Genomic DNA, 26,930 nt, shown 5'->3' on the forward strand with positions numbered 1-26,930 from the left:
ATCACCTTGAACCCATTCATCCATTCATCCTATGATTTGCCGGGGCATACAGGAGGATGAACGTTGACTACGGCTGCGCAAGACACCGGAACCGCCACGCACGATTCGATGCGGGCCGTATCGGCGACCGCGCTGCGCCGCGGTCGCCTCATGGTGCTGGTCGCGATCCTGTTGTTCGCGCTGTGCCTTCGTTCCGCGGTCACCTCGCTGACGCCGCTGCTGACCCAGATCTCACACGAGATCGGGTTCGGGTCTGCGGTGATCGGTGTGTTCGGGATGCTGCCGACGGCCATGTTCGCCGTCGCGGGACTGGTGACACCCGCACTCACCGAGCGTTTCGGTCTGGAGCGCACGACACTCGCCGCGGTGGTGGCCACCGTGATCGGTATGGCGGCACGGCCCGCGATGAACTCAACCGGCGGTTTGTTGGTGCTGTCCTGCCTGGCTCTGCTCGGCATGGGCATCGGCAACGTCGTGATCCCGCCGTTGGTCAAGCGGTACTTCTCGCACCGTGTCGCGCTGATGAGCGCTTCCTATCTCACGGTGTTGCAGATCGGCACCACGGTCCCGGCGTTGACCGCGGTGCCCCTCGCTGACACCTACGGTTGGCGATTCTCGCTGGCGGCGTGGATGCTTGTGCCGGTCGCAGCGCTGCTGCCGTGGATCGGTGTCGTCATCGCGCGCCGCGGCCATGATGTCGAGGACCATTCCGCCGAGCCGCATGCGGATCCGTCTGCGGTGGGCCAAGTTTGGCGATCACCGTTGGCGTGGGGCATGGCCGGTATGTTCGGTATGACATCCCTGGTCACGTATTCCATGTTCACCTGGATTCCGGCGATTCTCACCTCAGCCGGCGGCAGTGCCGCGCTGGGGGGCGTCATGGTGGCCATCTTCTCGGCAGTGGGATTCGTTGGCACGCTGACAATCCCGCCATTGGCAGCCCGGATGCGTAACCCGTTCCCGCTGGTGGTGGCCTGCCTGGTCTGCTTCCTCGTCGGATTCGCCGGGCTGTTGTGGATGCCGATGACCGCCACCGCTGTGTGGGTGATCGCGCTCGGATTCGGGCCTTCCACCTTCCCGTTGGGCTTGACACTGGTGAACCTGCGCACCCGCACGCCTGCCGGTTCCGCGGCGTTGTCCGGGTTTACCCAGGGGGTTGGCTATGCCGTCGCGTGCTTGGGCCCCTTGCTGTTTGGCGTGCTGCACGATGTGACCGGCGGTTGGTACGCGCCGTTCGGCCTTCTGCTTGTCGCGATCACCGTGCTGGGCATAGGTGCCTTCCAGGCGTGCAAGCCGCGCATGCTGGAAGACACCTGGGGCCGCTGAACCGAGCCGGATCAGGCGGGTTGGTGGATGAGCAGTGGCAGTACCGCTCGCGCTCCGGCCTTCCGCAGATGGGCGGCGGCAACGGTGATGGGCCATCGGGTAGATGTCGAGTCTGTCACCAGCAGCACGCATCGGCCGTTGACCATGTCTCGGAGCGAGTCGTCTGTGCTGATCGCGTCACGCCAATAGGCGGCTTCCTCGCCGCCGGAGGAATCACGGCCCGGAGCCCTACCCGCAACCGTCGGCATCGTCGCGTGCTGTAGGCAACCGATCGCGGCAATTCGTTCGGTCAACGGCCGCACCGGATTGGGCGTACCGGTCAGCTGTAGCGACACCGCGATCTCGGGGCGGGCGACCCATTCGTCGCGCCATCGAGCGAGCGTGGAAACCGCGGCCTGGGTCAGGACTTCGATCGCCTCGGGCTCGCCCGTTACCGCAGCGACGATTACCCCGCTCCACTCCGGAGCATCGGCATGGACCAGCACGCGGCCGGGCTCGGCGAGCAGGTCCGCTGGAATCTTGCCGCGGGTACCGAACTCTCCGCCAGGCCACATCTTTCGGGGTTCAAGCATCGTGGAGTCGGTGCGCAGGGTGGCCGCGACCATCTGCATCAGCTCGGCGGACGCGGGCGATCCAAGCCCATCGGGTGTCTGCCCCAGGCACACCGAACACCGTCCGCAGGATGCCGCCTGGGGGTCGTCGAGTGATTCCGTGAGCAGCTGCATGAGGCAGCGCTCTCCACGTGTATAGGCCTTCATGATGTCGGCCTCGCGGCGGCGGGTGGCAATGATGCCGTCGTAGTGCTCTGTGTCGAAATGCCAAGGGCTACCGGTAGATCGCCAGCCGCCGTCGACCCGCTCCACCGCGCCGTCGACGGCGAGTTGTCTGACCATGAGCTCGATTCGTGCGCGCCGAATACCTGTCTTGGCTTCGAGCGTGTTTACCGATACCGATCCCTCACCATCGCGCGTCTCACCGGCCAGAGCGGTGAGCACCGTGTCCATCTGCTTGGGATCTGGAATCGAAGCGGTGGTGAAGTAGTCCCATATACCGGCGTCCGATTCCGAGGGAAGCAGCACGACTGCCGCATGGTCGATGGCGCGGCCGGCGCGTCCCACCTGCTGGTAGTAGCCGACCGGTGATGGCGGTGAGCCGATGTGGACTACGAATCCGAGGTCGGGCTTGTCGAACCCCATTCCCAGGGCAGACGTGGCGATCAGCGCCTTGATCTGGTTCTCACGTAGTGCGTCCTCTAGCCGGGCTCGCGCGTCCGCGTCGAGTTGGCCCGTGTACGCAGCGACTTTCGCCTGTGGGTGTACCGCGTGGATGGCGTTCACGAGCCGTTGCGCATCGGCGACGGTGAGCACATAGACGATGCCCGACCCCGGTAGCTCGTCGAGATGCTGAGCCACCCAGGCATAGCGTGCCAGCGGCGACATCGGTGGCAACACGTTGAGCTGCAATGAGCGACGGGCTAGCGGTCCCCGGAGAACAAGGGTGGCGTCGCCCAGCTGGGTCGCCACGTCTTCGGTGACTCGCGCGTTCGCGGTGGCGGTGGTGGCCAGTACCGGTGTATCCGGATTCATCCGGGTGAGCACGTCGGAGACCCGGCGGTAGTCGGGACGAAAATCGTGTCCCCAGTCCGATACCGCGTGCGCCTCGTCGATGACCAGCAGCCCCATGGAGCCTTCGAGTGCGGCCAGCACCCTACGGCCAAAAGAAGGGTTGGCCAGCCGCTCGGGCGACACGAGAAGCACGTCGATGTCACCGGCCACGAGCCGCGCCTCGATCGAACTCCAGTCGTCGAAGTTCGACGAGTTGAGCGTCGCGGCGCGCAGCCCTGCCCGAGCGGCGGCAGCGACTTGATCGCGCATCAGAGATAGCAGCGGCGAGACGATCAGTGCCGGACCGGCGCCCTCGGAACGCCGGATCGCTGTCGCGACCCAATACACCGCGGACTTGCCCCAACCCGTGGCTTGGACCACCAGCACCCGAGCTGCGGGCTCCAGTAGTGCTGTCACTGCGGTTTCTTGATCTTCCCGCAGGACTGCACCGGGACCGGCCAGCGCCTCGATCACCTCTCGGGCCTGATCTGCCCTGGCCCCATTCAGTTGGCCCATGCCTCAGGTCCCCCTCCTATCCGACTACCGGTTGATCGCAACCTACAAGGCCGCTCCAACCGTTGCCGCTACCCGTCCCGACCGCCCGGCGGGTCGTCGAGCATGGGAGTGTGCGCTATCACCGGGTATGCGCCGGTGTATCCGATGCGTTCCTGCGCGAGCTGCAGGACGCGACCACGGCACAGGTACCAGCCGGCGGTCAGTACGGGGACCAGTACCACGATCGCGATCAGGTTCCACGCGTTTTCGTAACACATCAACACCACCACGGCCGTCAGGAACGCCAGTGTCAGGTACCCGGTGTACGGGGCTCCGGGCATCCGGAAACTGCCCCGCTGCAGGAGGCCTCGCTGCGACCATCGGTACAGCTGGATCTGGCAGATCACGATGGTGGCCCACGACGAGATGATCCCCAGTGCCGCCAAATCCAGAGCGGTTTCGAAGGCTTCGGCGGGAATGACCAGGTTCATGAATATGCCGACAAGTGTGAGGGCGCCGGTGACCGCGATGCCCATGAAGGGCACTCCGCCAGAGGTCATACGTGACAACACTTTTGGTGCACTGCCATTCATCGCGAGGGACCGCAGAATGCGCCCCGTGCTGTACAGGCCCGCGTTCAGGCTGGACAGTGCGGCTGTCAGCACCACGAAGTTCATGACATCGCCGGCGTACGGCACGCCTATCCGGGAGAAGAAGGTGACGAAGGGGCTCTCGCCGGCCTTGTAGGTTCCGTAGGGCAGCAGCAGTGCCAGCAGGATGAGCGAACCCACGTAGAAGACCGCGACCCGGAACACCACTGAGTTGATGGCCCGGGGCATCACCTTTTCCGGGTTCTCGGTCTCGCCGGCGGCGATGCCGACCAGTTCGACAGCTGAGTAGGCGAAGACGACTCCCGAGGTGACGATGACCAGGGCCATCAGACCGGTGGGCAGTAGGCCGCCGTTGTCCGCGATCACCGATGGTCCTGTGCTGGCGCCCTCGACCGCGAAGCGGCCCGCCAGGAAGACCGTCCCGATGACCAGGAACCCCATGATGGCAACCACTTTGATCAGAGCCGCCCAGAATTCCATCTCGCCGAACAGTTTGACGCTGATGGTGTTCATGGTCAGCACGATGACCAAGGCAATGAGTGCGATGGACCACTGAGGGATGGCCTTGAAGGCGCTCCAGTAGTGCATGTACAGCGCGATGGCGGTGACATCGACGATGGCGGTGGCGGCCCAGTTGAAGAAGTACATCCAGCCCGCGACATATGCCGCCTTCTCACCGAGAAATTCGCGGGCGTACGACACGAAGGATCCCGAGGACGGCCGGTGCAAGATCAGCTCGCCCAACGCACGCAGGATGAAGAACACGAACACGCCGCAGACCGCATAGACCAAGAACAAGCCCGGTCCCGCGCTGTGCAACCGGCCACCGGCTCCCATGAACAGCCCCGTGCCGATGGCACCTCCGATGCCGATCATTTGGACTTGCCGGTTCTTCAACCCCTTGTGGTACCCCTGTTCCTCAGGGGCGGGAGCTGATGTGTCATATGTTGCCGGGGACGTCATCGTGCGACCGTAGCGATCGGAAAGTTGCTGACTGGAACAACGATGTTACGAACATGCTGCGCGATTCCGCTTCCTCCACCGGGTAGCGCTATCTCGCCGGTTAGAACGGCGGTGGATTCGCCTTGGCGCGTGCGGCTAGTGCGTGCTCGCGTTGTAGTCGCTGTCTTTGGTTGAGATTTCGTTCTGCGGTGCGGCGTTGTTGACGGTCCCGGGCGCGGGTGCGGGACCTGCTGAGATTGGCGAACAGTAGCCCGCCGGCAGGGGTAGTGGGGTAGGTGTGTCCGGTGGGCGCTTTCCAGATGACGGTGCCGTCCGGCTCCTGAATTTCACGCCATCCGCAGAAGGTTTTCAGTAGATGATGTTTGCGGCACAACGCCTTCAGGTTCTCTACTGAGGTACGGCCGCCGTCGGCGTATGCGACGCTGTGGTCCAGGTCTGCGGCATCGGCGGGGTGTGAGCAGCCGGGGAAGCGGCACATCTGATCACGACACCGGATGTAGGTGTCGAGGGTGCGGGTGGGCCGATAGCGGTCGGTGTCCTTGGCGTGCAGGGTGCGGATCCGGGTACCGGGTTGGTTGGCGATGTGGCGAGCCTGAGCGCTATTGATGACTCCGAATCCGGATACCTGTGCGGGCTCAAGGTTTTCGGGGTCTTCCAGGGTGTCCTGATTGGCGACTAGGTGCACGATGACGGGGGTGTCGGCGATGGCTACTCCAGTGCAGCCGGGGTTATCGCAGGTGCAGCGCATCCGATCCAGGCCCTGAGTGAGGGCGCCGATGGCATCGGCACGCCGTTGGGCTTTGGTGCGCGGGTCGGCGGGGCAGACGGTGGCGACCAACTGTTCGAGGCGTTTATCGAGTGCCACGGCATGTGGGGTCTGCAGTACGCCCCAGACCTCGGCCAGGGGGTCTCCGGTATCGAGGGGCCGGATCTCGAGGTGGCGGTCGTCGGTGGCGGTTTTGGTGCGGCGCACCGCGTCACGGTCGTGGCGGTAGATCAGCGCGTCTAGCGCGGCGGTGATCCGTTTGATCGACCAGCGTTCCCAGCGGGGCAGTGCTTCGCAGATCGCCGCATCGACGGCGGTGACCAGGGCATCGTCTTCCAGTAGTTCGGTGCGTCCGATGATCAACGCGACGGTGCGAAAGTCGATGTCCCCGGCGGCGAATCGCTGTGCCACGGCACGCAGCCGATGGCGTAGTACGTAGGCGTAGCGCATCTGATGTGAGGCCAACGCATGGGTGATGCCCTGTGCGGCGGCCACTTGCGCGGCAACCTCGTCCCAGCGGTCCACCGCAAACCTGTCACGAGGATCCTGTTGCTCGGGGTCCGCATGGCGATCCACCAGTACCCCAATGGCAGAGAGTCGTCGCGCGGCTGCCTGCGCCTCCGCGCGCTGCGAGGAGCTGATCACATCGATCAGTCCACCGTCTGCCAATCCATCGAACATATGTTCGAGTTTAGTGTGGAAAATTCAGCCGCGCAATGGCTTTAGCGAACAACTCAAGTCACTCTGGAAACATAGCCCGTTGGGGATGCTGCCAGGGCAGGTATTCGTTCGTCGCGGTGCCACAGCTCGTCGTCCCCGACATCAAGGCCCTGCGAAATCAGCACACGCTTGAGAACCTTGTTGGTCGCGGTGGACGGGAGCCCTGGCGCCAAGCGCACATATCGCGGCCAGCCGGTGCGTGGCAGATCCTCCTGGGCTGCTAGAAACGCGGTGAAACCCGACGGCGTCAACGGCTCCCGCAGCACCAGCGCGGCCATCACCTCGTCGCCCCCGGCGGCGTCGCGGACGGCGTACACGGCCACCTGGCTCACTGCGGGGTGCCGCTGCACGATCCGTTCGATGGGTGCCGCCGCCAGGTTCTCGCCATTGATCCGCATCCAGTCGGCCGTCCGCCCTGCTAGGTAGATCCAGCCGTCTGCGTCCCGGTAGGCGAGGTCGCCCGACCAATACATGCCGTGGCGCATCCGTTCACCGGTAGCGTCATCGTCGTTGTAGTACCCCGAGAAAAAGCCTGCCCCTTGGGTATTCACCAACTCACCGACGGCTTCATCGGAATTGACCAGGATGCCGTGCGGATCGAACCGGGCCACGGCGCATTCGATCAACGTGTCGGAGTCGTAAATCGCGACGCCGGGGAAGCCCTTGCCGATGGAACCCGTCGGCGTACCCTCCTCCCGGGTGACGATGACGGCATTCTCCGTCGAACCGAATCCGTCGTACACCGTGACATCGAATCGTCGAGCGAACTGGTCAATGTCGTTATCGCAGGCCTCGTTCCCGAACGCCACCCGCAATGGGTTGTCCGCATCGTCGGGCCGTTCTTGTGTGGCGAGGAGATATGCCAGTGGCTTGCCGACGTAGTTCATGTAGGTGGCGCCGACCTCCCGGATGTCTTGGAGAAAGCTCGATGCGGAGAATTTCGCCGGGGCCAGTGCGGCACCCGCCGCAATCGCGACACCCCATCCGGCCAACACGGCATTCGAATGAAACAACGGCATCGAGACGTAGCAGACATCGTTGGGGGACAGCGAGAACCGGGACACCAGCGACTGGGCCGCGATGAGCACCATCATGTGTGTCACGAGAACTGCCTTCGGGTCACCGCTGGTCCCTGAGGTGAAGATCATCATGAATGGGTCAAGGTCCGTGGCAGCCCGATACGGCTCCAGTTCGCCGGCCGCCTCGACATCGTGGCGCCAGCCCGGTCCGTCGACATCGATCACGACGACGTCAGATAGATCCAACGATTCGAGCAGAGGGTGATGCTCGCTGTCCACAAGCAGTATCTGTACATCCGCCTTGCGGATATCGCGCACCAAACCCTCGCCACGACGAGTGTTGTTGATCGCGCACAGGATGTATCCGCCCTGAGCGGCCGCAGCCATCGCAATCGCCATCGCTGGCGTATTGCCCAGCAGGGTGCCGACGTGAAGGGGCCGGTGCGGGTCGGCCAGCCGAATCAGTGCCGCCGCCTGGCGAGCCGCCTCCGCCACATACTCGCGCCAGGTCCACTTCGCGCCTCGATACACGAGCGCAACGCCGTCATCGGTAGCCCGGTCACGCACCAACTGCTGAATGGTCTCAGCCATGAACTGCTTCGGTTAGCGACGCCGATCGGACATCAAGATGTCTTGTCAGAAAGCCTATTTGATGGGAAACGACGGAGTCGAAACACTCCTGTCCCTGATAGACGCCGAAGTGATCACAGGGGTAGTGGCGCACCTCGGCCCGTGCCTTGAAGGCTGCCTTGGCGGCGGCGTGCGGTGGTGCGGCCCGATCGAAGTCGGCGATCTGTACCAGCGTGGCGCAGTTGATCCGCGCGGCATGGCGGGTGGGACGGTACGCGGCAAGTTGAGTGCCCACCGTCGCGTCGATCTCATTGCGCCAAGAGGGTCCCGCGATCGCCAGATGCGCCTCGTAGTACCCGTCCGATGTCAACGCGGCGAGTTCTCCCGGATGCCCGACGATCGGAATGGTCTGCTGGTGGCGTCCCATCCGGCTGCGGATACCGGTGAGCGCCGAGCGTGCCAAGGTGCTGGCGCTGTGTTCACTCATCGCCGAGCGCGCGGCCGCGATGCCGTCCACCAGCGGCGTCACCGAGACGACGGCCGCGATATCGTTTCGCGAACCGGCGACCGCCAGTACGTGCCCGCCGGCGAGGGATACACCCCACAAAACGACCCGCCTGGGATCAACACCGGGGAGGCGGGCGGCGGTGTTCACGGCTGCGTGATAGTCGCCGATCTGATGGCTGAACGAAACCTGTTGCCGGGGAAAACCGTCGGAGGATCCGAAGCCGCGATAGTCGAACGCGAAGGCGTGCATGCCCGCGCCGGCGAGCCGCACCGCGAAGGCTTCCAGTCCCGAATCCTTGGTGCCGCCCAGTCCGTGTGCCATCACCACGACGGGGGCCTGGTCTGTTGCCGTCTGCGAACGATACAGCCATGCATCACAATCGATTCCGTGGCTGTTGAATCGGATGTTCTGCCGGTTCATGCGGCACCCCTTGCCCGCGCGAATCCGCGGGGGATCTCTCTGGTTCTCATATCGTGTTCGTAGAGGAAATAGTCCAACTGCTGCGTGTGGCGCGGGCGATCAAGCATGTGCCCGGTGTACTTGCGATGTTCCGCCTCGATCACCTCGTGCATCTCATGGATCGAGGGCAGCCGGTACTTGCCTGCCGCATAGGCGCCCACCAGTCGTGCCTGGCATTCGACAAACGGGAACAAGGATGGAACGGCCTGCGCCAGGCCGACGAAGATCAGGTCGTCCAGTCCGGGTTTGAACATCCGTTTGTACAGATCGATGCGGTTATCTGGCGCACTGAGAAATTCCGGATCGAAGAACGGGAAGGTGATGTTGTAACCCGTGGCGAAGATGATCACGTCGAAGTCCGCGGACGTGCCGTCTTCGAAGTGCACGGTGTCACCGTCCAGTCGATCGATGTTCGGCTTGGGAGCGATGTCTCCGGATCCAAGTCGCAGCGGGAGTTCGACGGATTGAGTGAAATGTGCCTCGCCGAATTTATGGTTCGGCATCGGTAGCCCCAACTGATCGGGGCGTCCCGACATGAGGGGCTGCATCATCTGAAAGAGCTTGCGTTGCCATGACATCGGTATGTGTGGGCTGGTGCGGAAGTACTTGTCGGCGGGCTGGCCGGCCACGTACTTGGGGACGATCCAGGCGCCGGACCGGGTGGAGAGGGCGACGGTGTTTCCGGTAGCCCGGGACGATAGCTCTACCGCGATATCGGCGGCGCTGTTACCCAGGCCCACCACCAGGATCCGTTTGTCCATGAGATCCAGGGGAGTGCGGGGATCGATGTAGTGGTGAGAGTGCAACGTGGTGCCGGTGAAGGTGCCGGGAAAATCGGGATATCTGGGGTCCCAGTGATGTCCATTGGCGACGACGAGAAGGTCGAACAATCGGCGTTCACCCTTCTGCGTCAGTAGTTCCCAGCCACCGGTTGACAAGCGCTCGGCGTGGACGATGCCGTTCTGAAATTCAATATGGGACTTGAGATCGAAGGCCGTCGCGTAGTCCTCGAGGTACCGCTTGATCAGGGTGTGGTGAGGAAAATGCGGGTAGCTGTCGGGCATGGGGAAGTCTCGGAAGGAGAGCTGATGCCGCGAGGTATCAATATGCAGGGAGCGGTATGCGCTGCTGTGGCCGTTGGGATTGCCGAATGCCCAGTTCCCACCAATACGATCGGACGCTTCGAAACAGGTATAGGGGATTCCGTAGTCGGACAGCATCTTCGCGGACGTCAGTCCGCTGATTCCGGCACCGATGATCGCGGTGTTGGGTCGGGTCATGGGACTCCTTGGGGTCCGGCCGCGGCATTGCGGTCGCGTGTGAACAGTTTCGGAAATCTGTCCATCCGAAGTGTACACAGATCTTGAAATGTGTCCACAGCTTGTCTACATTGAGTGCATGACTGCGGTGTTCGATGAAGGTTCGATACCTGACCCCGATGGGGATTCAGTGGCCGCCCGACTGCTCGATGCTGCCGAGAAGATATTGGCCGACAAGGGAATTCGGGCAACAACGATGACGGACGTGGCGGAGGAAGCTGGTGTATCGCGTTCCTGGCTGTACCGCCACTTCCCGGATAAACAGACTTTGGTGGGTGCCGCGATCATCCGATTGATCGAGATCAGCTGGGCTCAGTCCGCGGCGGAGCTTGCGGATATCGACGGGTTCGAAGCTCGGTTGGTGGCCGGGGTGAAGATCGGCCGCCGTGCATACGACGATCCCGGCACCCTGCTCATGCGGATGCGAGTACGCGAGCCCGAAGAGTTCATGGCCTGCGCAGGCGCGGGCGTGCAGGGACTGGTGCCCGATCTCGCCGGATTCTGGCGTCCGTACCTCGAGGCGGCCCGCGCTGCCGGAGAGATACACGCGCGCACAGACATTGAGGAAGCAAGCGAGTGGATCGCCCGTGTGATGATCAGTCTGGGCAGCGTGCCCGGGAACCACATGGACCCGGATGATCCTGCCTCGCTGCGCCGCCACTTCCGCAGATATGTCCTACCGGCGCTTCGCATAGCGCCCGTGAAATAGCAGTAACACAAGGAGAGTCGACTATGGCTTCGCACAACGACGTGCAGTTCGACACGGTGATCAAAAATGGGCGATGGTTCGATGGAACCGGCGCGGCATCGGCTGTCCGAGACATCGGCATCAAGGACGGCCATATTGTCGCGATCTCGCACGGCGACCTCGATGTCACGAACTGTCCGCACGTCATCGATGCGACGGGAAAATGGGTGCTCCCGGGGTTGGTGGACGTCCACACGCATTACGACGTGGAAGTCCTCGCCGCCCCCGCACTGTCGGAGTCGGTGCGGCACGGCGTGACAACGGTGCTACTGGGTTCTTGCTCGCTGTCCGTGGTGCATGTCAACGGCGTCGATGCCGGGGACATCTTCGGCAGGGTGGAGGCGATACCGCGCGATCACGTCATCGGGGCGATGGATCGGCACAAGACATGGACGAATGCGCGTGAGTACATCGCGGCGCTGGAGTCGCTTCCGCTGGGGCCGAACATTGCGACGTTCCTGGGGCATTCGGATATGCGCGCGGCGGTGATGGGTTTGGATCGCGCCACCCGCAAGAACGAACGGCCCACGCCCGATGAGCAGTCGCAGATGGACAGGTGGTTGACCGAGGCCCTCGATGCCGGTTTTGTCGGCATGTCCTCTCAGCAGCTGCTCTTCGACAAGCTGGACGGCGATGTGTGCCGGTCTCGGACGCTGCCGTCTACCTATGCCAAGCCGCGTGAGCTGCGAAAGCTCAAATCCCAGCTTCGCCAAAGGAATCGGGCGCTGCAATCCGGTCCGGACATCGAGAATCCGTTGAACGTGTTGTCGCAGGCAGTCCAGTCTCTGGGCATTCTGCGCAAGCGGCTATCGACGTCGCTGCTCTCGGCGGCCGATATCAAGGCCAACCCGTATGCGATCAGAGCGATGGGGCCGCTCGCCCGCATCATCAACAAACTGGGTGGCAATTTCCGCTGGCAGCATCTACCCGTGCCATTTGAGGTCTATGCGGACGGTATCGACCTGGTGATCTTCGAAGAATTCGGTGCGGGGGCCGCAGCCTTGCACTTGCGCAACGAAGTGGAGCGCAATGATCTGCTGCGCGACGAGAAGTACCGTCGCCGGTTCCGCAAGGAGTACGAGAGCAAGTTCGGTGTAAGGGTCTGGCACAGAGACTTCTTCGATGCCGAGATCGTTGCCTGCCCTGATGCCTCGGTCGTCGGCAAGTCTTTCGGCCAGGTCGGTGTGGACCGCGGGGGCCTGCACCCTGTCGACGCGTTCCTTGATCTGGTGCTCGAACACGGCACCGCCATCCGCTGGCGCACCACTATTTCCAATCATCGTCCCGAGGTGCTCAGGCAGCTCGCGCAAGATCCCGGCATCCAGCTCGGCTTCTCCGATGCCGGTGCTCACCTGCGGAACATGGCCTTCTACAACTTCGGGCTGCGGCTATTGAGGCATGTGCACGAGGCGCAACTGGCCGGACAGCCGTTCATGACCATCGAGCAGGCCGTGCACCGACTGACAGGTGAACTCGCGGACTGGTACCAGATCGATGCCGGTCATCTCCGAATCGGCGACCGCGCAGATCTTTTCGTCCTTGATCCGGAGAAGCTCGATGGATCCCTGACCGAGTATGCCGAGCAGTCTGTGGCCGCTTACGGGGGATTGTCGCGGATGGTCAATCGCAATGATGCGACAGTCTGCTCGGTACTGGTCGGCGGACACGGCGTCGTGGTCGACGGCATGCCCACCGAAATTCTCGGAAAGGAGCGAACGGGAGTCTTTCTGCGTGCCGGGCAGAAGGCACGTTCGGCGTCGGCGGGGCACGTACCGGCCGCCAGTTAGTACATCTGGATCTGAATACAGCAGAAGATGTACTATCCATGTCATGGAGACCCTGGTCCACCGTGATGCCCTGACGAGATTTGGATCGGCACTGTCGGACCCGACGCGCTCGGCGATCCTGCTGAGCCTGCGATCGCGGCCCGGTTACCCTTCGGAGCTCGCCGAGGAGGTTGGGGTATCGCGTCAGATCACCTCGAATCACCTTGCGTGTCTTCGCGGTTGCGGACTTGTCGTCGCCGTTCCAGAGGGTCGGCGCACCCGTTACGAGCTGGCCGATGCGCGGATCGCCCACGCCCTGGATGACTTGGTGAACTTGGTGCTGACGGTCGATCCGTCCTGCTGCCCGGCTGATGAGGGTTGCTGCTGATGGTGCTTACGTCCCAGCGCCGAGGCGTGCTCAATCGCAGGGTTCGGCTTTTCGTCACCGCCACCATCACCTACAACGTCATCGAGGCCGTCGTCGCCCTTTCGGAAGGTGCGCGGGTGTCCTCGACCGCGCTGATCGGGTTCGGCTTGGATTCGGTCATCGAGGTGTCTTCGGCCGCTGCGGTGGCGTGGCAATTCAGTGCCAAGGATCCGCAGACCAGGGAGAAGGCTGCGTTGCGGGCCATCGCGTTCTCATTCTTTGCGCTGGCCGCGTATGTGACGGTGGAGTCGATCCGGTCGCTGGCAGGTATCGGCGAGGCTCGGTATTCGACGATCGGTATCGCGCTGGCGGCGGTGAGCCTCGCGGTCATGCCGGTGCTGTCCTGGGCGCAACGCCGGGCGGGTCGTGAGCTGGGATCTGCGTCGGCGGTGGCCGATTCCAAGCAGACGCTGCTGTGCACATATCTGTCGGCGGTCTTGCTGGTAGGACTGCTTGTCAACTCCCTCTTCGGCTGGTCATGGGCGGACCCGGTCGCGGCGCTCGTGATCGCTGCCATCGCGGTGCGTGAGGGCATGAACGCCTGGAAGGGCGAATCCTGCTGCGCACCAATGATCACGTCGGTGCCGGGGAGTGCCGCCGCCGACGGATGTGGGTGCTGCGAGCACTGACGAGCTCCATGGTCTACTATCTGCGTATCAATGCAGATATGCAGTAGAGGAGCGTCATGGTGAATGCTGACAGTTCGCCATTGGGTGATGAGCAGGTTGGGCTGGTAGTCGAAGTATTTCGAATGCTTGCCGATGCCACCCGGGTTCGGGTGTTGTGGGCACTGACTGGCGGCGAGTTATCGGTCAATGAGCTGGCCGACCACGTCGGCAAACCGGCGCCCTCGGTATCGCAGCATTTGGCGAAGTTACGTATGGCCCGGTTGGTCCGGACTCGTCGCGACGGCACCACCGTTTATTACAGCCTGGAAAACGAACACGTCGAGCAGTTGGTGACCGATGCCGTCCACAACGCCGAGCATGCGGGTCCGGGAATCCCGCCGCATCACCGCGCCGAGGCCGTGCTGCATACCGCCGGATCCGTGAAAAAGGTTGGTAAGAAATGAGTCACACCCGAAACCAGCCCGCCCATCACGATCACCATGATCATGACCATCATCATGTCGGTGGGTTGAAGGGGATGCTGGCCGAGATCGTGTCTCCACACAGTCACGATGCCGCCGACAGCATCGACGATGCTCTCAGTTCCAGTGCGGCTGGAACTCGGGCGGTGAAGATCAGCCTGGCCGCGTTGCTGCTGACGGCTGGGTTTCAAGTGGTGATCGTGGTGGTTTCCGGTTCTGTGGCCCTCGCCGCCGACACCATTCATAACTTCTCCGACGCGCTCACGGCGGTGCCGCTGTGGATAGCCTTCGCACTCGGAACGCGGGTTGCGACAAGGCGATACACCTACGGATTTGGGCGTGCCGAGGATCTGGCCGGCCTGTTCGTCGTATCGATGATCGCGCTGTCGGCCGTGGTCGCGGGCTACGAGGCGGTGATGCGTCTGATCCACCCGGTGCAGATCGGCCATCTGGGTTGGGTGGCGGCGGCCGGAGTGGTCGGGTTCGTGGGGAACGAACTTGTGGCCCTCTACCGGATCAGGGTGGGTCGGCGAATCGGTTCGGCGGCGCTGGTCGCCGATGGCCTGCATGCGCGCACCGACGGGTTCACCTCACTGGCCGTGGTGCTGGGTGCCGGCGGTGTCGCATTGGGATATCCCTTGGCGGATCCGATCATTGGATTGGTCATCACCGTGGCGATTCTCGTGGTGCTGCGCATAGCGGTCCGAGATGTATTCCGGCGGTTGATGGACGGTGTGGACCCCGCGTTGGTGGATGCCGCGGAAACGGCGTTGGTGGCTCAGCCGGGTGTGCGAACAGTACGCAGCGTGCGGCTGCGATGGATCGGGCATCGCCTCCACGCGGATGCCGAACTCGATGTCGACCCGGACATCAGCCTGGCTGAAGCGCACCGGATCGCTCATGTTGCCGAACATGAACTGACTCATGCGGTGTCAAAGCTGGACAGCGCTCTTATTCACGCGTACCCGGGTCACTGAGGCGGCGGACGGCGTAGAGGACGATGCCGACCGCCAGCACGGCGGCGCCGGCGACCACCGAAGGCCGTGGCAGTGCGAGGGCAACGACCACGCAGCCGGCCAGACCGAGCGCCGGAACTATTCGCGGCGGTCGCCCCTCGGCGGGGGCGAGTGTCCACGCCGAGGCATTGGCCACCGCGTAGTACACCAACACCGCGAAGGACGAGAACCCGATCGCGCCGCGCAGGTCGGCGGTGGCTGCCAGGATCGAAACCACGAGACCGACAAGAAGTTCAGCGCGGTACGGTACTCCGTACTTGGGGTGCACCGCGGCCAGGGCGTGAGGTAGATGGCGATCACGCGCCATCGCGAAGGTGGTGCGTGAGACTCCGAGGATGAGTGCCAGCAACGAGCCCGTCGCCGCCACGATGGCGCCGATCCGCACCACCGGTTCCATCCACCGCACACCCGCCGCGGTGACGGTGTCGAGCAGGGGAGCCGCGGATTCCGCCATTCGCTCCGGACCCAGCGTCGTCAATGTCGCTACGGCGACAACGGCATACACCACCAGAGCGATCGCCAACGCGATGGGGATCGCGCGGGGGATGGTGCGTGCCGGATCACGTACCTCCTCACCCAGAGTCGCGATGCGGGCATATCCGGCGAACGCGAAAAACAACAGGCCCGCGGCCTGCAGCACCCCGGTGATCGACACATCGGTGATGTCGAGGGTCGCGACATCGATGCCGTCGGATCCGAACGCCGTGACCACAATCGCCGCCAACACCGACAGCACGATCGCCACGATTGCGCGTGTCACCCATGCCGACTTTTGAACTCCCGCATAGTTGATGGCGGTCAGGGCCACCACCGCCGCCACGGCGACGGCGTGTGCGTGGGCAGGCCACGCGTAGAAGCCCACGGTCAGGGCCATGGCGGCGCATGACGCGGTTTTCCCGACCACGAAGCCCCAACCGGCCAGATATCCCCAAAAGTCGCCGAGACGCTTGCGGCCGTACACGTAGGTGCCGCCTGATGCGGGATACACCGCAGCCAGCCGGGCGGAGGACGTTGCGTTGCAGAAGGCGATCAACGCGGCGACGGCCAAACCGAGTAACAGGCCCGCCCCGGCCGATTGGGCTGCGGGCGCCAATGCTGCGAAGATTCCGGCGCCGAGCATGGAGCCCAACCCGATCATGACGGCATCGAACGTGCCCAGCTCTCGCCTCAGAGGGCCGGACGCGGCGTGGTTCATACGCTCCGGGGCATGTACATGATGACGGCGACCCCGGCCAGGCAGACGAGCGCGCCGCCGATGTCCCAGCGATCAGGGCGGAAGCCGTCCATCACCATTCCCCACAACAGTGAGCCGGCAACGAACACTCCACCGTAAGCCGCCAAGATGCGGCCGAAGTGGGCATCCGGTTGCAGGGTCGCCACGAATCCGTAGGCGCCCAGTGCGATGACTCCGAATCCCACCCATGTCCAGCCGCGATGCTCGCGCACCCCCTGCCATACCAGCCAGGCGCCGCCGATCTCCAGGACCGCGGCTGCCGCGAACAAGAGCATCGACTTTGCGACGAGCATGGGGTGAGCCTAATCGCCCAGATCGGACCCGCTGCGGGTGCGCGGATCGTAGGATCTCGACTCGTTGTACTTCGGGGGAAGGAAAGTTGTCGGGATGTCATCAGCGTCGGTGGTTATCGGTCTGTGGGTAGCGCTTTCGGAGAGAAACTGGGACGCGGTCACCACGTTTCTTGACGATGATTGCATTTACTTGGACATGCCGGTGGGCCCCACCGCGGCAGCATGCGGGCCGGAGAACATCGTCAAGCGTCTGAAGATCGGTCTGGAGCCGTTGAAGGACTATGTGCACCATGACGGGCTGATCGTCGCCAATGGTGAGGACGTGATGTATGAGCACTCCGAGACATGGATCTGGACTACCGGGGAAACCGCGCTGCTGCGTTTTGCGTCTGTGCTCAAGGTGATTGACGGGAAGATCACCCTCTGGAAGGACTACTGGGACATGGGGGCACTGACGAACGTCGCGCCGCCATCATGGTTGGAAGACCTGGCGAGCGCGGACATGAGCTGGATTTATGACGCGACGGGAAAGGTCTGAGGCTCAGCGCAGTTTCTCGCCATAGACACGCTTGACTTTCAACGCCATTAGGACGCGTCGGTCGGACACCATGATCGAGCGGTACTCCTCCCAATCGGGATGTTCACCTGCCGCGCTGCGGTAGTAGTCGATGAGCGCTTCGACTTCGGGCCCGTGAGGGTCCGCACCGGGCCCGGTCAGGGTTACGTCGCCCTCGGCCGTTGCCCAGGCCCATCCGTCCGAGCTGGTGACCTCTAGCGCGGCGCGGGGATCGCGGCGAAGATTCACGGTCTTGGCACGGCCATCCGTCATCGAGACGTAGATGACGCCCTGGTCGCGGTCGTAGAACGGGGTGACGGGGGAGAGCTGCGGGAGTCCAGTGGATTTGATGGTCGCCAGGACGCCGATGCGGCTGTCGGCGATGAGCGCATGCGGATCGAACTGCGGGGCAGCATTCATATCTGCACGAACCGGGCGCATCGGGCCGGTATTCCGCGCAGACGACCCGAAAGAATGGGACCGAAAAGATACTGTGAACGGAGACTGGGCTGGGGCAATGGTGAGGTGAGATATGAAGGTCCACCATCTCAATTGCGGCACAATGGCATTCGGATTTGTGGACCACTGCGTGCTGGTGGAGACGCCGAACTCCGGATTGGTGCTCATCGATACCGGGTTCGGTCTCGATTGCGTCCGAAATCCGCGACTACTCGGGTGGACACGGCACGCCATCGGACCTGTGCTGCGGGAGAGCGAGACGGCGGTGCGACAGATCGCGGCGCTCGGTTACGACCCGGCCGACGTACGACATGTACTGCTGACCCATCTGGATTACGACCACACCGGCGGTCTCGCGGATTTCCCGTCGGCGACCGTGCACGTGCACGGGCCCGAGCTTCGGGCCAGCAGGCAGCCAACCCTCGTCGATCGAATCCGTTACCGCACTGCCCAATTGTGTGGGCATGGAGTCAACTGGCAGATCAACGAGCTTGATGGTGGCGAACCGTGGTTCGGTTTTGACGCCGTTCGGGACCTCAACGGGCTGCCGCCGGAGATTCTGGTTGTGCCTCTGTACGGACACACAAGGGACCATGTCGGCGTCGCCGTCGACACGGGAAACGGATGGCTACTGCATGCCGGTGATGCCTATACCGAGCCGCATGCGATCGGCACCGGCCCGCTGACCACCGCGAGCAGGGCCATGCACATGATCACCGCACACCCGAGTCGCCCGCGTGCTCAATGGCAGAACATGCGGCGCCTCACCGAGTTGGTCGCCGAACAGGCCGAGGACGTCACGGTGTTCTGCAGCCATGACACCGCGGCGTTCGCGCGGCTTGCGCGACAGGTTGTTTGAGTGCCAATCGGAGTATCTAGACGACGGTGACGGTCCCGGTGCAGTGGGCGATGTTTTCGTCATTCCAGAAGAAGCCGGAACGGCCGCCGTAATCGGTGGTGATCTCTACCTGGCCGGGGCCGGTGACGACGTTGTAGATCGAGGCTCCTGCAGTGCCCGACCCGTCGCCGTGCGCTTCGCCGACAGCGCCGGTGGTCAGGTTGCGCCACTGGAAATACGCCTGCTTGGGTCCGGCCAGACCGTCCGTGGCGTTCATGTTGAGCGTGCCGGGGATCAGGTCGCGACGTGCATCGGCTTGGCTGGCCTGCCAGGCACTGACGCGTACGTCGCCATCGAAACAGAGCGCGACCTCGCCGGAGGGTGCCGCCATTGCCGTCGGGCAGGAGACGAGTCCCGCGCCAAGAACGGCGAGGGTGAGAGCGGCCGTGCGGCCCACAGGTATCGAACGCATGCAGGGAGTATCGCCCATGTGTCATCGATCTGGCCGAGGTTTCCCGACGCGGCGGTTCAGTCGGCTCCCAGGGCTGCGGAGATGAGGCGCCACAGTCGGTCGGTGATCTGCCCGGGTGCGGGGAGTGGGGTCAGGCGGAGCTGTTGCGCGATCCCGTACCGAATTCCGCCGATGATGAAGGCTCCCGCGCTGTCGGGTTCGATGTCTGCGGGCAACTGACCCAGTTTCTGACCGCGACGGATGTTCTTGGCGGCGTTGTGGCTAATGCGTTGCAGGTAGGTCGCTTCCAGCTCGGCCAGCTGGGGATCCAGTGCGGCGCGGTTGAGCAGGATCGGCGCCAGCGGATCGGCGACGTGATAGTCGACGAAGCGACGGGTGCGCTCCAGTTCATGAACATGCCAGTCGGTGTCCATGGCCAGATGCGCGTCGGCGATCGCGTGGACGAGACCCTCGTAGAACTCGTCATAAATGACGGCGAGCAGGCCGCTTTTTGATCCGAAGTGATGGTAGAGAGCGCCGGTGGTGAGTCTGGCTCGGCGGGTCAATCCGCTGAGATCCATCACCCCGTTGCCGCGGACAAGTTCGTCACGGGCAGCGTCGATGAGCTGTTGACGTCCGATTGAGGGGCGTGCCACTATGTGATCGTACAAAACATAATTATCTTATGTTCAGGAGTTGCGATGAGCGCGGAAGTGTCATCGTTGGTGGATTTGAACGGCGACCTGGCCGGGACTCACCGACGGACCACCAGTAGCGGCCAGGACATCGATCCTGCTGTCGCTGAGGCGGACTTGGCGGCGATGCGCCGCGACGGCTACGTGATCTTGCCGGATCTGCTGACCGCTGATGAGTTGGTCCAGATTCGGGATGCCGTTGCGCCCCTGCTGAATCTGCATGGCCGGAACGGGTTCGAAGGACATACCACTCAGCGGGTGTACAGCGTGCTGAACAAGACACGTGCGTGTGACCGGATTGCGGATCACCCACGCGTCCTGGCGCTCCTGGATCGGCTTTTCCTGCCGAACTATCTGCTGTCGATGTTGCAGGTCATCAACATCCTGCCCGGCGAGCAAGCTCAGATGCTGCACACCGACGACGGCTTCTATCCCATTCCGCGTCCCCGTGCCGGTTTGGGCGCCGCGACGATCTGGGCGATAGATGATTTCACCGCCGACAACGGCGCCACCGATATCGTTGCGGGCAGCCATCTTTGGGGCGATCGCCGGCCACAAGAAGCCGAGCGTGAACCCGTGGTGATGAAGGCGGGTTCCTGTGTGTTCTTCCCTGGCACGCTCTGGCATGGCGGCGGTGCGAACCGATCTGGTGCCGCACGGCTGGCGCTGACCGCTCAATACTGTGAGCCGTGGCTGCGCCCGCAGGAGGCGTTCACCTTGTCGATGACTCGGGACACCGTTCGCGCCGTATCGGAGGACATTCGCCGGATGCTCGGATACAGCATTCACCCGCCGTTTATCGGTCAGGTCGACGGTATGCATCCCAAGCGGCTGCTGGAGCCGGGCGCCCCCTCGCTCTAGTGCTGATAGACGTCGTTGAGTGTCACGGTGCGCAGCTGCCGTTCCCCGATGACGTCGAGCAACTGGTGGTAAACGGTGGTCACCGGGGGGTGGTTGAGGTGGCCGATGACGATGGCCTGCGGGTTGAAGTACTTGCGGGCCATGTCCACGATGTACTGCGGCGTGACGACACCAGAGTCTGACAACGAGCCGTACCACAGCACCGGCGGTCCGTAGCCGAGCCCCTGAGCGACCGAATCGGTTGCGGTGTTGTGCTTTCCGTACGGCGGCCGGAAGAACGGCGCCGGGTTGACCCCGTAGGTGTTGGTCAGGAACTTGGTGTTGCGCGTCAACTGGTCATCGATCTGCGCGGCGGTCAGTGTCGTGAGGTCTGGGTGAGACCAGGTGTGATTGCCCAGCTGAATCTGCCCGCTGTCGACGAGTGGACGCAGCAGCTGGGCATTCTGCGTCCATCCCGCGTTCACCCCATTGACGAAGTAGGTCAAGCGGATTCCGGTGTCACGCGCCAGTTGGGTATAGGCGGCGATCACATTCGCATCGGTGCCGTCGTCAAGGGTCAACGCGAGCAATCGCTGACCGTCGGTGCGCGCGGGCAGTGCGGTCAAGGCACCGCCCCCGGGCAACGGCACCCGCGTCAGTCCTCCGCTGCCGGCTCCCGCTGAGGTGCCGGGGTCGGCAGCCGCGGAGACGGATTCGACGACAGCGGCACCCACTGCGGCAGCTCCGGCCAACAGTGTGAGAAACCGGCGACGGTCGAACACGACGACAGGGTAGCGCCGGAACCTGTATATCGTGCGGCGTGGCAGATGGTGTCGGGCTACCGTTTCTTCCGTGATCAACTTTGCTCTGCGCTCGTGCGGTCTGCGAGGACACGCGACATTCGCTCCGGACGAGCAGCCGCTGCGGGAACGGCTGTGGGTCGAGACACCGGTCGGGGAGGCGTGGCGCTGTCTGCGCTGCGAGACCTTTGTGGTGGGCGCGCCGCGCTACCGCGGACCGGCCGATACCGCACCGGAGATTCCGCGCGGACGGCTGCTGCGCGACCGGACCTTGATGCGGATACTCGCGGTCGAGCGTGTGTTCCGCGGGCTGGTGTTCGTCTTGCTGGCGGTGGGCGTGGTGAAGGTCCGCGGATCGCGCGAACATCTCCAACAGGTTTTCGAGCGAGAGCTTCCGCTGATCCGGCCGCTGGCCAACCAGATCGGCTGGAACCCGGACAATTCCAAGATCATTCGTCATATCGGCGAGGCATTCGCGCTGTCGTCGTCGACGTTGATGTGGGTGGCGGTGGGTTTGGGGGCCTACGCCGCGATTGAGTTCATCGAGGCATTCGGTCTGTGGCTGATGAAGCGCTGGGGCGAATATTTCGCCGTCATCGCGACAAGCATCTTCTTGCCGCTGGAGATCTACGAGCTGATTGAAAAGCAAACCGTTCTCCGGGTTTTGGCGCTATTGGTCAACATCGTGGCCGTGGTGTGGCTGCTGTGGAGCAAGCGGCTATTCGGGCTCAACGGTGGCGGCAAGGCGTACGAGGAGGAACATCGCGCCGAGAGTCTGCTGAGTGTCGAACGGGCCACGCTGGCGGAGAACCTGCACGAGCATTGAGCCACGCCCCTAGTGCACGTCTGGGGTGTGCACGCGTTCAGGACGCAAACCCCTGCCGACCGCGATCGGGGGTATGAACTTGAGCGGGCCCCGTCCCACGAAGAACGGCAGTTTGATCGGGGACAGGTCGCCGGTGAGAACCGGTTCGATCACGTTGTCCTGGACGAACACCTGGAACGCTTGCACCACTTTGGTCGGGAGCTCACGTCGGCGTTGCACCGTGGCGAGGTCCTCATCGGTGACGCGTCCCCGGCGTAGCGGCCCCACAAGGATGTTCGCGGCAGCCACGGCGTCGGCGACCGCCAGATTGATGCCGACACCACCGGCAGGCGACATGGCATGCGCGGCATCGCCTATGCACAGCAGACCCGGACGCCACCAGGTCTTGAGTCGATCAACCCGGACATCCAGATGGCTGGTGTCCTCCCAGGAGTGAAGATCGTTCACGTGCTCACGCAGCTGCGGGCGTGCGGTGATCAAGCGCTCCTTGAATGCGTCGAGAGTGCCGTTCTGCGGTCCCGCCCCCTTGGGCATGAGATGGGCGACCTGCCAGTAGTCACCGCGATGGATCATGGCCAACAACAGGCCTCGACGCAGTACCGCGAAGGTCTCATCGGGATCGCCCGGTCGCCGGTTCAGCCGGAACCACAGCACATCCATCGGCGAACTCTCGTTGGCAGTGTCCAGTCCCGAAGCGGCGCGTACCGCTGAGGTGCGTCCGTCCGCGGCAATGACCAGTTCTGCGTGCACCTCCAGGTCCGGTGTACGTACCCCGGCCACGCGCTCACCCTCGATGATCAAGCCGGTGACTTCCGCGTTGCGGATAAGGGTGAATTCCGGGTACTGCTCGGCTTTTTCGGCCAGGAAGTCCAGGAAGTCCCACTGGGGCATGAATGCGATGTAGGGCTGTTTGTATCCCAACCACTTGAGCGCGCGGAAGTCACCGAAGGTGCGCAGTCTGCCGTCGCCATCGAAGGCGATGTGATCGACCTTCTGGTGTGGCAGCCGCAGAAAATCATCGATGAACCCGAGATCATCGATGATGCGCATGGTGGTGGGGTGCACGGTATCCCCGCGGAAATCACGCAGAAAGTCGGCGTGCTTTTCCAGGACGACGACGTTGATCCCCGCCCTCGCCAGCAGGAGTGCATGCACCAGCCCGGCGGGGCCGCCGCCGGCAACGCACACCTGAGTCTGCAGAACTTGCGTCATACCCGGGACGCTACGCCCGAACCGGTTGGGGCGGGGCGCACTCGTGCAATGCGGTAGCTGATATGCGCATGCTTATGATTTACAAAGTATACGATCTCGCGACGTCGTCTACCCTGATACTCGTGGCGCAACAGAATCCAGATGCCCGGCCTGACCTTGCGGCGCTGATGGTTCCGCTCGGACGATCGCTGATACGTGCGGAGTTGCCGCTGCTGGAAGCCCACGGTCTGTCGATGTGGGCGTACGCCGTGCTGACCGCGCTCAGGGACAACGAGGCGAGTAGTCAGGCCAGTCTGGCCAGCTCCATAGGCGCGGACCGTACCCGGATCATTGCCGTGCTTGACGATCTGCAGGATCGGAAGCTGATCAACCGTCAGCCCGATCCCAGCGATCGGCGCAGTAATCTGCTGTCATTGACGGCGGGTGGTCGTAAAACCGTTACCGCAGTGCAGAAAGCGATTCGGGAGAATGAGAAGCGGATCCTGGCTGGTGTTTCCCCGGCAGATCGCGACGTGTTTCTTCGAGTGCTCTCGCACCTGGCGGGGCTTGATGATTCGGGCATCGACCCCAGGCGCTAGGCGGCCGAGGAAACGGCCTGTGACTTCGCGGTACCGAAGCGCATGTTCTCGTCCATTCGATCACGGTGGAACGCAAGAAGATCCAGCACATAGTTGTGCCGGATGGCCCAGGGGCCCTTCACGCCGGAACGTGGCATGTGGTCACCGCCGCGACTCACATAGCCCGATGACAGGTTGAAGAACGGTCGAGCTTCGAGCTCCTCGCCATGCCGGTCCGGATACGCATGGGTGTAACCACGGCGGTCCATGTAGTCGAGAAGTCGCACCACCGCCCGCGCGCTCAGATCGGCGCGCAGCGTCCATGACGCGTTGGTGTAACCGACGCTCCATGCGGCGTTCGGTACCCCTTCGATCAGGTATCCCTTGTAGATGAACCGATTTGGAGAATCAATGGGGGAGCCGTCCACACTCAGTGCGATGCCCCCGAAAATCTGAAGGTTCAGGCCTGTCGCCGTGATGATGACGTCGGCATGCAGTTCCTCACCTGATCCCAGCCGGATTCCCGACGGCGTGAAGGACTCGATGGTGTCAGTGACCATGCGGACACCACCAGCGCTGATCGCCTCGAAGAGATCTCCATCGGTGTCGGCGCATACGCGCTGATCCCACGGGTTGTACCGCGGCTTGAAATGAACGTCGACCGGATAGTCGGCAGGTAGCCGCTTGGAGATCCGGCGCCTGATGAACCATTTGGCGAATCCCGGAGCCCTACGGCAGACGTGGTACATGATCCAGCTGAACCCGCCCAGCCAGATCCGGGCGAAATGCTGAACAAGATTGGGCGGAAGCACTTTTCGAACCACACCGACGACGCGATCGGCCCGGTCGATGGGGTAGACGTAGCTTGGGGAGCGTTGCAACATACTCACCTTTGCTCCGGCACGTGCCAATGAGGGCACCAGCGTGACCGCCGTGGCGCCGCTGCCGATAACCGTTACCTCCTTGCCCGAACAATCCAGGTCTTCAGGCCAGTGCTGGGGGTGGATCAGCTTTCCGGCGAAATCGGCGATGCCCGGGAATTGGGGGGTGTAGCCGTCGTCGTAGTTGTAGTAGCCGGTGCACAGGTAGAGGAATCGGGACCGGTAGGTCGTCGGTCCGTCCGGCGTGTCGACCCGCACCGCCCAGGTGTCCGTATCGGTACGGAAGTCGGCCCCAGTAACCTTGGCGGAGAACGTGATCTGGCCGTCGATGCCGTAATCGCGGGCGGCGTTCTCCAGGTAGTCACGGATGTCGGCGCCGTCGGCGATGGTATTGCGTTCGTGCCAGGGGTGGTACCCGAAGCTCAGTGTGTAGATATCGCTGTCGGATCGGATTCCGGGGTACCGGAACAGGTCCCAGGTCCCGCCGATGCGTTCCCGGCGCTCGACGATATGAAAGCTGCGGCCCGCCGCGCTCAATCGGACGGCGGCATTGATGCCGGATATTCCGGCTCCCACAATGAGAACGTCAAGTAGGTCGTGCTCCGAGATCTCGGCCATGATGCTCCTGATCGCCTTTGACTAGACAACACCCATGCTCACGCTACCCCGTGGCAGGTGCGCGATACCCCGAGAGTGCTTGCAAGACCGGAGCGGCGGCCCGGGCGGCCATGACCGCGTACGCCTCTTCGGTCTGCAGGGCGATATCGCGCGGGTCGCGAGAGCCTCGTTCTATGCGGTCGCGTACGAACGCCAGCTCGACGACCTGTGCCGCGAAGTTCTTCACCGCGGCACCACTGGGACCACCGCCGATCCGTCTGGCTTCGGCGATGGCGTGCTTGCGATCCTTGATCGAACCCAGCCAGGTGGCCTCGTTGGGGGTGACCAGTCCGGCGGCCACCATCCCCGGCAATTTCTCGGCGACGACATGCTGTTCCTTGCGTCGGCTGCGCACCCCCACCACGATCATCAGCACAAAAATGGGGACCATCCACAGCGCGTACACCGCGAGGTAGCCCTGGAATCCGAGGAATGACGAGCCATTCCACAGTCCGTGCATGAGGACGGCCGCGAGGTACCCCGCACCTATGCACAGGAATTTGGCGAGGGCACTGCGTTGCCGCAGCGAGTAGTAGATGCCGATACCCGTCATGGTGGTGAACAAGGAGTGGGCGAAGGGGCCCAGTCCCAGCCGCAGGATCGCGGTAATTACTGACTCGCCGACAGTGTTGCCACTGCCGATGTAGGCGATGTCTTCGAGCCATGCGAATCCGGCGGCGGTGATGCCCGCGTAGACGAGGCAATCGGTGAGCGAGTTGAGTTCGTGGCGGCGCCGGCCGGTCAACATCAGAAGCAGAAAGGCGCCCTTGGCAGCTTCTTCGATGAAGGGCGCACGGATCGCTATCGCCGCGAAGGTCGTGCCGCCCTCGGGATCGAAAACGGACCCAAAGGCCAGTTCGAGGATGATCGAGACGACGACGGATAGGGACGCACCCCAGGTGAAGGCCAGTACAAGGAGCCTGGAGGGTTCCGGTTCCCATCGGTCCAGCCAGAGGTAGCAGAGGACGACGACCCCGATCGCGATGCTCGACAGGACCAATCCGATCATCGCGCCGACGGGGTTGGAGAGAAGCAGGCCGGCCAGAATCAATCCCGTCACCAGCGCCAGGGCGATGATGACCCCGATCGGTGCGCCGACTTTTTTGATGCGCTGGGGAAATCCCGGGATGGGTGGCATAGGTGCGGGTGCGGGCGCGTAGGACACCACCGAAGAGTAGCTGCGCGCTTACTCGCGGGTGCGGTATCCGCCCGGGGGCTCCGCTC

The 26,930-nt window shown here is 63.3% G+C and carries 27 protein-coding genes; 12 read left to right on the forward strand and 15 right to left on the reverse strand.

What is annotated here, in order from left to right:
* Positions 1–108: 108 nt before the first annotated feature.
* Complete coding sequence (locus tag BB28_RS11120) at positions 109–1,326, forward strand: CynX/NimT family MFS transporter (protein ID WP_046253561.1); 1,218 nt, start codon at positions 109–111, stop codon at positions 1,324–1,326.
* Between the two features lie 11 nt (positions 1,327–1,337).
* Here the strand turns inward: BB28_RS11120 and BB28_RS11125 are convergent, their stop codons facing one another.
* The 6 genes from BB28_RS11125 to BB28_RS11150 form a co-directional block, all read right to left on the reverse strand.
* On the reverse strand, positions 1,338–3,446 hold the full coding sequence (locus BB28_RS11125; RefSeq protein ID WP_046253562.1) for a RecQ family ATP-dependent DNA helicase: 2,109 nt from the start codon (positions 3,444–3,446) through the stop codon (positions 1,338–1,340).
* Positions 3,447–3,514: 68 nt separating this feature from the next.
* Positions 3,515–4,999: an amino acid permease gene (locus tag BB28_RS11130; protein WP_046253563.1), complete on the reverse strand. Its 1,485-nt coding sequence runs from the start codon at positions 4,997–4,999 to the stop codon at positions 3,515–3,517.
* Between the two features lie 100 nt (positions 5,000–5,099).
* Entirely contained in the window at positions 5,100–6,446 is a 1,347-nt protein-coding gene (locus BB28_RS11135) for an HNH endonuclease signature motif containing protein (RefSeq protein WP_046253564.1), read from the reverse strand.
* A gap of 53 nt (positions 6,447–6,499) precedes the next feature.
* A complete protein-coding gene (gene fadD1, locus BB28_RS11140) occupies positions 6,500–8,095 on the reverse strand; it encodes a fatty-acid--CoA ligase FadD1 (RefSeq protein WP_046253565.1) in 1,596 nt (531 codons plus the stop codon).
* The gene (locus tag BB28_RS11145; RefSeq protein WP_046253566.1) at positions 8,088–9,002 is read right to left on the reverse strand and encodes an alpha/beta hydrolase; all 915 of its coding nucleotides are present in this window, start codon (positions 9,000–9,002) and stop codon (positions 8,088–8,090) included. The genes fadD1 and BB28_RS11145 overlap by 8 nt, the downstream gene beginning before the upstream one ends.
* Positions 8,999–10,321, reverse strand: coding sequence for a flavin-containing monooxygenase (locus BB28_RS11150; protein WP_046253567.1), 1,323 nt, complete (start codon positions 10,319–10,321; stop codon positions 8,999–9,001). The genes BB28_RS11145 and BB28_RS11150 overlap by 4 nt, the downstream gene beginning before the upstream one ends.
* Positions 10,322–10,439: 118 nt before the next feature.
* Between BB28_RS11150 and BB28_RS11155 the strand changes: the two genes are divergently transcribed.
* From BB28_RS11155 to BB28_RS11180, 6 genes are read left to right on the forward strand one after another with little or no spacing between them, the layout of a single operon-like run.
* Positions 10,440–11,069 carry a TetR/AcrR family transcriptional regulator gene (locus BB28_RS11155; RefSeq protein WP_046253568.1) on the forward strand — a complete coding sequence of 210 codons (630 nt, stop codon included), beginning with the start codon at positions 10,440–10,442 and terminating at the stop codon, positions 11,067–11,069.
* 23 nt (positions 11,070–11,092) lie between these two features.
* Complete coding sequence (locus BB28_RS11160) at positions 11,093–12,895, forward strand: N-acyl-D-amino-acid deacylase family protein (RefSeq protein WP_046253569.1); 1,803 nt, start codon at positions 11,093–11,095, stop codon at positions 12,893–12,895.
* A gap of 43 nt (positions 12,896–12,938) precedes the next feature.
* The gene (locus BB28_RS11165; RefSeq protein ID WP_046253570.1) at positions 12,939–13,262 is read left to right on the forward strand and encodes an ArsR/SmtB family transcription factor; all 324 of its coding nucleotides are present in this window, start codon (positions 12,939–12,941) and stop codon (positions 13,260–13,262) included.
* Positions 13,262–13,930, forward strand: a complete 669-nt coding sequence (locus BB28_RS11170; protein WP_046253571.1) for a cation efflux transmembrane domain-containing protein — start codon at positions 13,262–13,264, stop codon at positions 13,928–13,930. The genes BB28_RS11165 and BB28_RS11170 overlap by 1 nt, the downstream gene beginning before the upstream one ends.
* A 56-nt stretch (positions 13,931–13,986) precedes the next feature.
* A complete protein-coding gene (locus BB28_RS11175) occupies positions 13,987–14,373 on the forward strand; it encodes an ArsR/SmtB family transcription factor (RefSeq protein WP_046253572.1) in 387 nt (128 codons plus the stop codon).
* Positions 14,370–15,368 (forward strand): cation diffusion facilitator family transporter, encoded by a 999-nt coding sequence (locus BB28_RS11180; RefSeq protein WP_046253573.1) that lies wholly within the window; start codon positions 14,370–14,372, stop codon positions 15,366–15,368. The genes BB28_RS11175 and BB28_RS11180 overlap by 4 nt, the downstream gene beginning before the upstream one ends.
* On the opposite strand, the gene BB28_RS11185 is transcribed toward BB28_RS11180, so the two are convergent.
* Both BB28_RS11185 and BB28_RS11190 read right to left on the reverse strand, forming a co-directional pair.
* Positions 15,343–16,602 carry an APC family permease gene (locus BB28_RS11185; protein WP_046253574.1) on the reverse strand — a complete coding sequence of 420 codons (1,260 nt, stop codon included), beginning with the start codon at positions 16,600–16,602 and terminating at the stop codon, positions 15,343–15,345. The two genes, BB28_RS11180 and BB28_RS11185, sit on opposite strands and share 26 nt — an antisense overlap.
* Positions 16,599–16,934 (reverse strand): YnfA family protein, encoded by a 336-nt coding sequence (locus BB28_RS11190; protein ID WP_046253575.1) that lies wholly within the window; start codon positions 16,932–16,934, stop codon positions 16,599–16,601. Before BB28_RS11190 ends, BB28_RS11185 begins: the two co-directional genes overlap by 4 nt.
* A gap of 94 nt (positions 16,935–17,028) precedes the next feature.
* On the opposite strand from BB28_RS11190, the gene BB28_RS11195 reads away from it, so the two are divergent.
* The gene (locus tag BB28_RS11195) at positions 17,029–17,472 is read left to right on the forward strand and encodes a nuclear transport factor 2 family protein (RefSeq protein WP_046253576.1); all 444 of its coding nucleotides are present in this window, start codon (positions 17,029–17,031) and stop codon (positions 17,470–17,472) included.
* Between the two features lie 3 nt (positions 17,473–17,475).
* On the opposite strand, the gene BB28_RS11200 is transcribed toward BB28_RS11195, so the two are convergent.
* Positions 17,476–17,910 (reverse strand): PPOX class F420-dependent oxidoreductase, encoded by a 435-nt coding sequence (locus BB28_RS11200; protein ID WP_046253577.1) that lies wholly within the window; start codon positions 17,908–17,910, stop codon positions 17,476–17,478.
* Positions 17,911–18,022: 112 nt separating this feature from the next.
* Here BB28_RS11200 and BB28_RS11205 point away from each other — a divergent pair, with 112 nt between their 5' ends.
* A complete protein-coding gene (locus BB28_RS11205) occupies positions 18,023–18,808 on the forward strand; it encodes an MBL fold metallo-hydrolase (RefSeq protein ID WP_046253578.1) in 786 nt (261 codons plus the stop codon).
* 16 nt (positions 18,809–18,824) lie between these two features.
* Here BB28_RS11205 and BB28_RS11210 read toward each other — a convergent pair whose 3' ends face one another.
* The gene (locus tag BB28_RS11210; RefSeq protein WP_046253579.1) at positions 18,825–19,259 is read right to left on the reverse strand and encodes a hypothetical protein; all 435 of its coding nucleotides are present in this window, start codon (positions 19,257–19,259) and stop codon (positions 18,825–18,827) included.
* 56 nt (positions 19,260–19,315) lie between these two features.
* Positions 19,316–19,894, reverse strand: coding sequence for a TetR/AcrR family transcriptional regulator (locus BB28_RS11215; protein ID WP_046253580.1), 579 nt, complete (start codon positions 19,892–19,894; stop codon positions 19,316–19,318).
* Between the two features lie 45 nt (positions 19,895–19,939).
* On the opposite strand from BB28_RS11215, the gene BB28_RS11220 reads away from it, so the two are divergent.
* The gene (locus BB28_RS11220) at positions 19,940–20,794 is read left to right on the forward strand and encodes a phytanoyl-CoA dioxygenase family protein (RefSeq protein WP_046253581.1); all 855 of its coding nucleotides are present in this window, start codon (positions 19,940–19,942) and stop codon (positions 20,792–20,794) included.
* Here the strand turns inward: BB28_RS11220 and BB28_RS11225 are convergent.
* The gene (locus tag BB28_RS11225) at positions 20,791–21,555 is read right to left on the reverse strand and encodes a polysaccharide deacetylase family protein (protein WP_046253582.1); all 765 of its coding nucleotides are present in this window, start codon (positions 21,553–21,555) and stop codon (positions 20,791–20,793) included. The two genes, BB28_RS11220 and BB28_RS11225, sit on opposite strands and share 4 nt — an antisense overlap.
* 70 nt (positions 21,556–21,625) lie before the next feature.
* Here BB28_RS11225 and BB28_RS11230 point away from each other — a divergent pair, with 70 nt between their 5' ends.
* On the forward strand, positions 21,626–22,399 hold the full coding sequence (locus tag BB28_RS11230) for a DUF2127 domain-containing protein (protein WP_046253583.1): 774 nt from the start codon (positions 21,626–21,628) through the stop codon (positions 22,397–22,399).
* A 9-nt stretch (positions 22,400–22,408) separates the two neighbouring features.
* On the opposite strand, the gene BB28_RS11235 is transcribed toward BB28_RS11230, so the two are convergent.
* On the reverse strand, positions 22,409–23,611 hold the full coding sequence (locus tag BB28_RS11235; RefSeq protein ID WP_046253584.1) for an FAD-dependent oxidoreductase: 1,203 nt from the start codon (positions 23,609–23,611) through the stop codon (positions 22,409–22,411).
* A gap of 122 nt (positions 23,612–23,733) precedes the next feature.
* Between BB28_RS11235 and BB28_RS11240 the strand changes: the two genes are divergently transcribed.
* A complete protein-coding gene (locus BB28_RS11240) occupies positions 23,734–24,189 on the forward strand; it encodes a MarR family winged helix-turn-helix transcriptional regulator (RefSeq protein WP_046255745.1) in 456 nt (151 codons plus the stop codon).
* Here BB28_RS11240 and BB28_RS11245 read toward each other — a convergent pair.
* A complete protein-coding gene (locus BB28_RS11245) occupies positions 24,186–25,667 on the reverse strand; it encodes a flavin-containing monooxygenase (protein WP_046253585.1) in 1,482 nt (493 codons plus the stop codon). The two genes, BB28_RS11240 and BB28_RS11245, sit on opposite strands and share 4 nt — an antisense overlap.
* Positions 25,668–25,710: 43 nt before the next feature.
* A complete protein-coding gene (locus BB28_RS11250) occupies positions 25,711–26,874 on the reverse strand; it encodes a PrsW family intramembrane metalloprotease (protein WP_046253586.1) in 1,164 nt (387 codons plus the stop codon).
* Positions 26,875–26,930: the final 56 nt, after the last annotated feature.

Origin of the sequence: Mycobacteroides chelonae CCUG 47445, assembly GCF_001632805.1 — a bacterium.
Lineage (GTDB): Bacteria > Actinomycetota > Actinomycetes > Mycobacteriales > Mycobacteriaceae > Mycobacterium > Mycobacterium chelonae.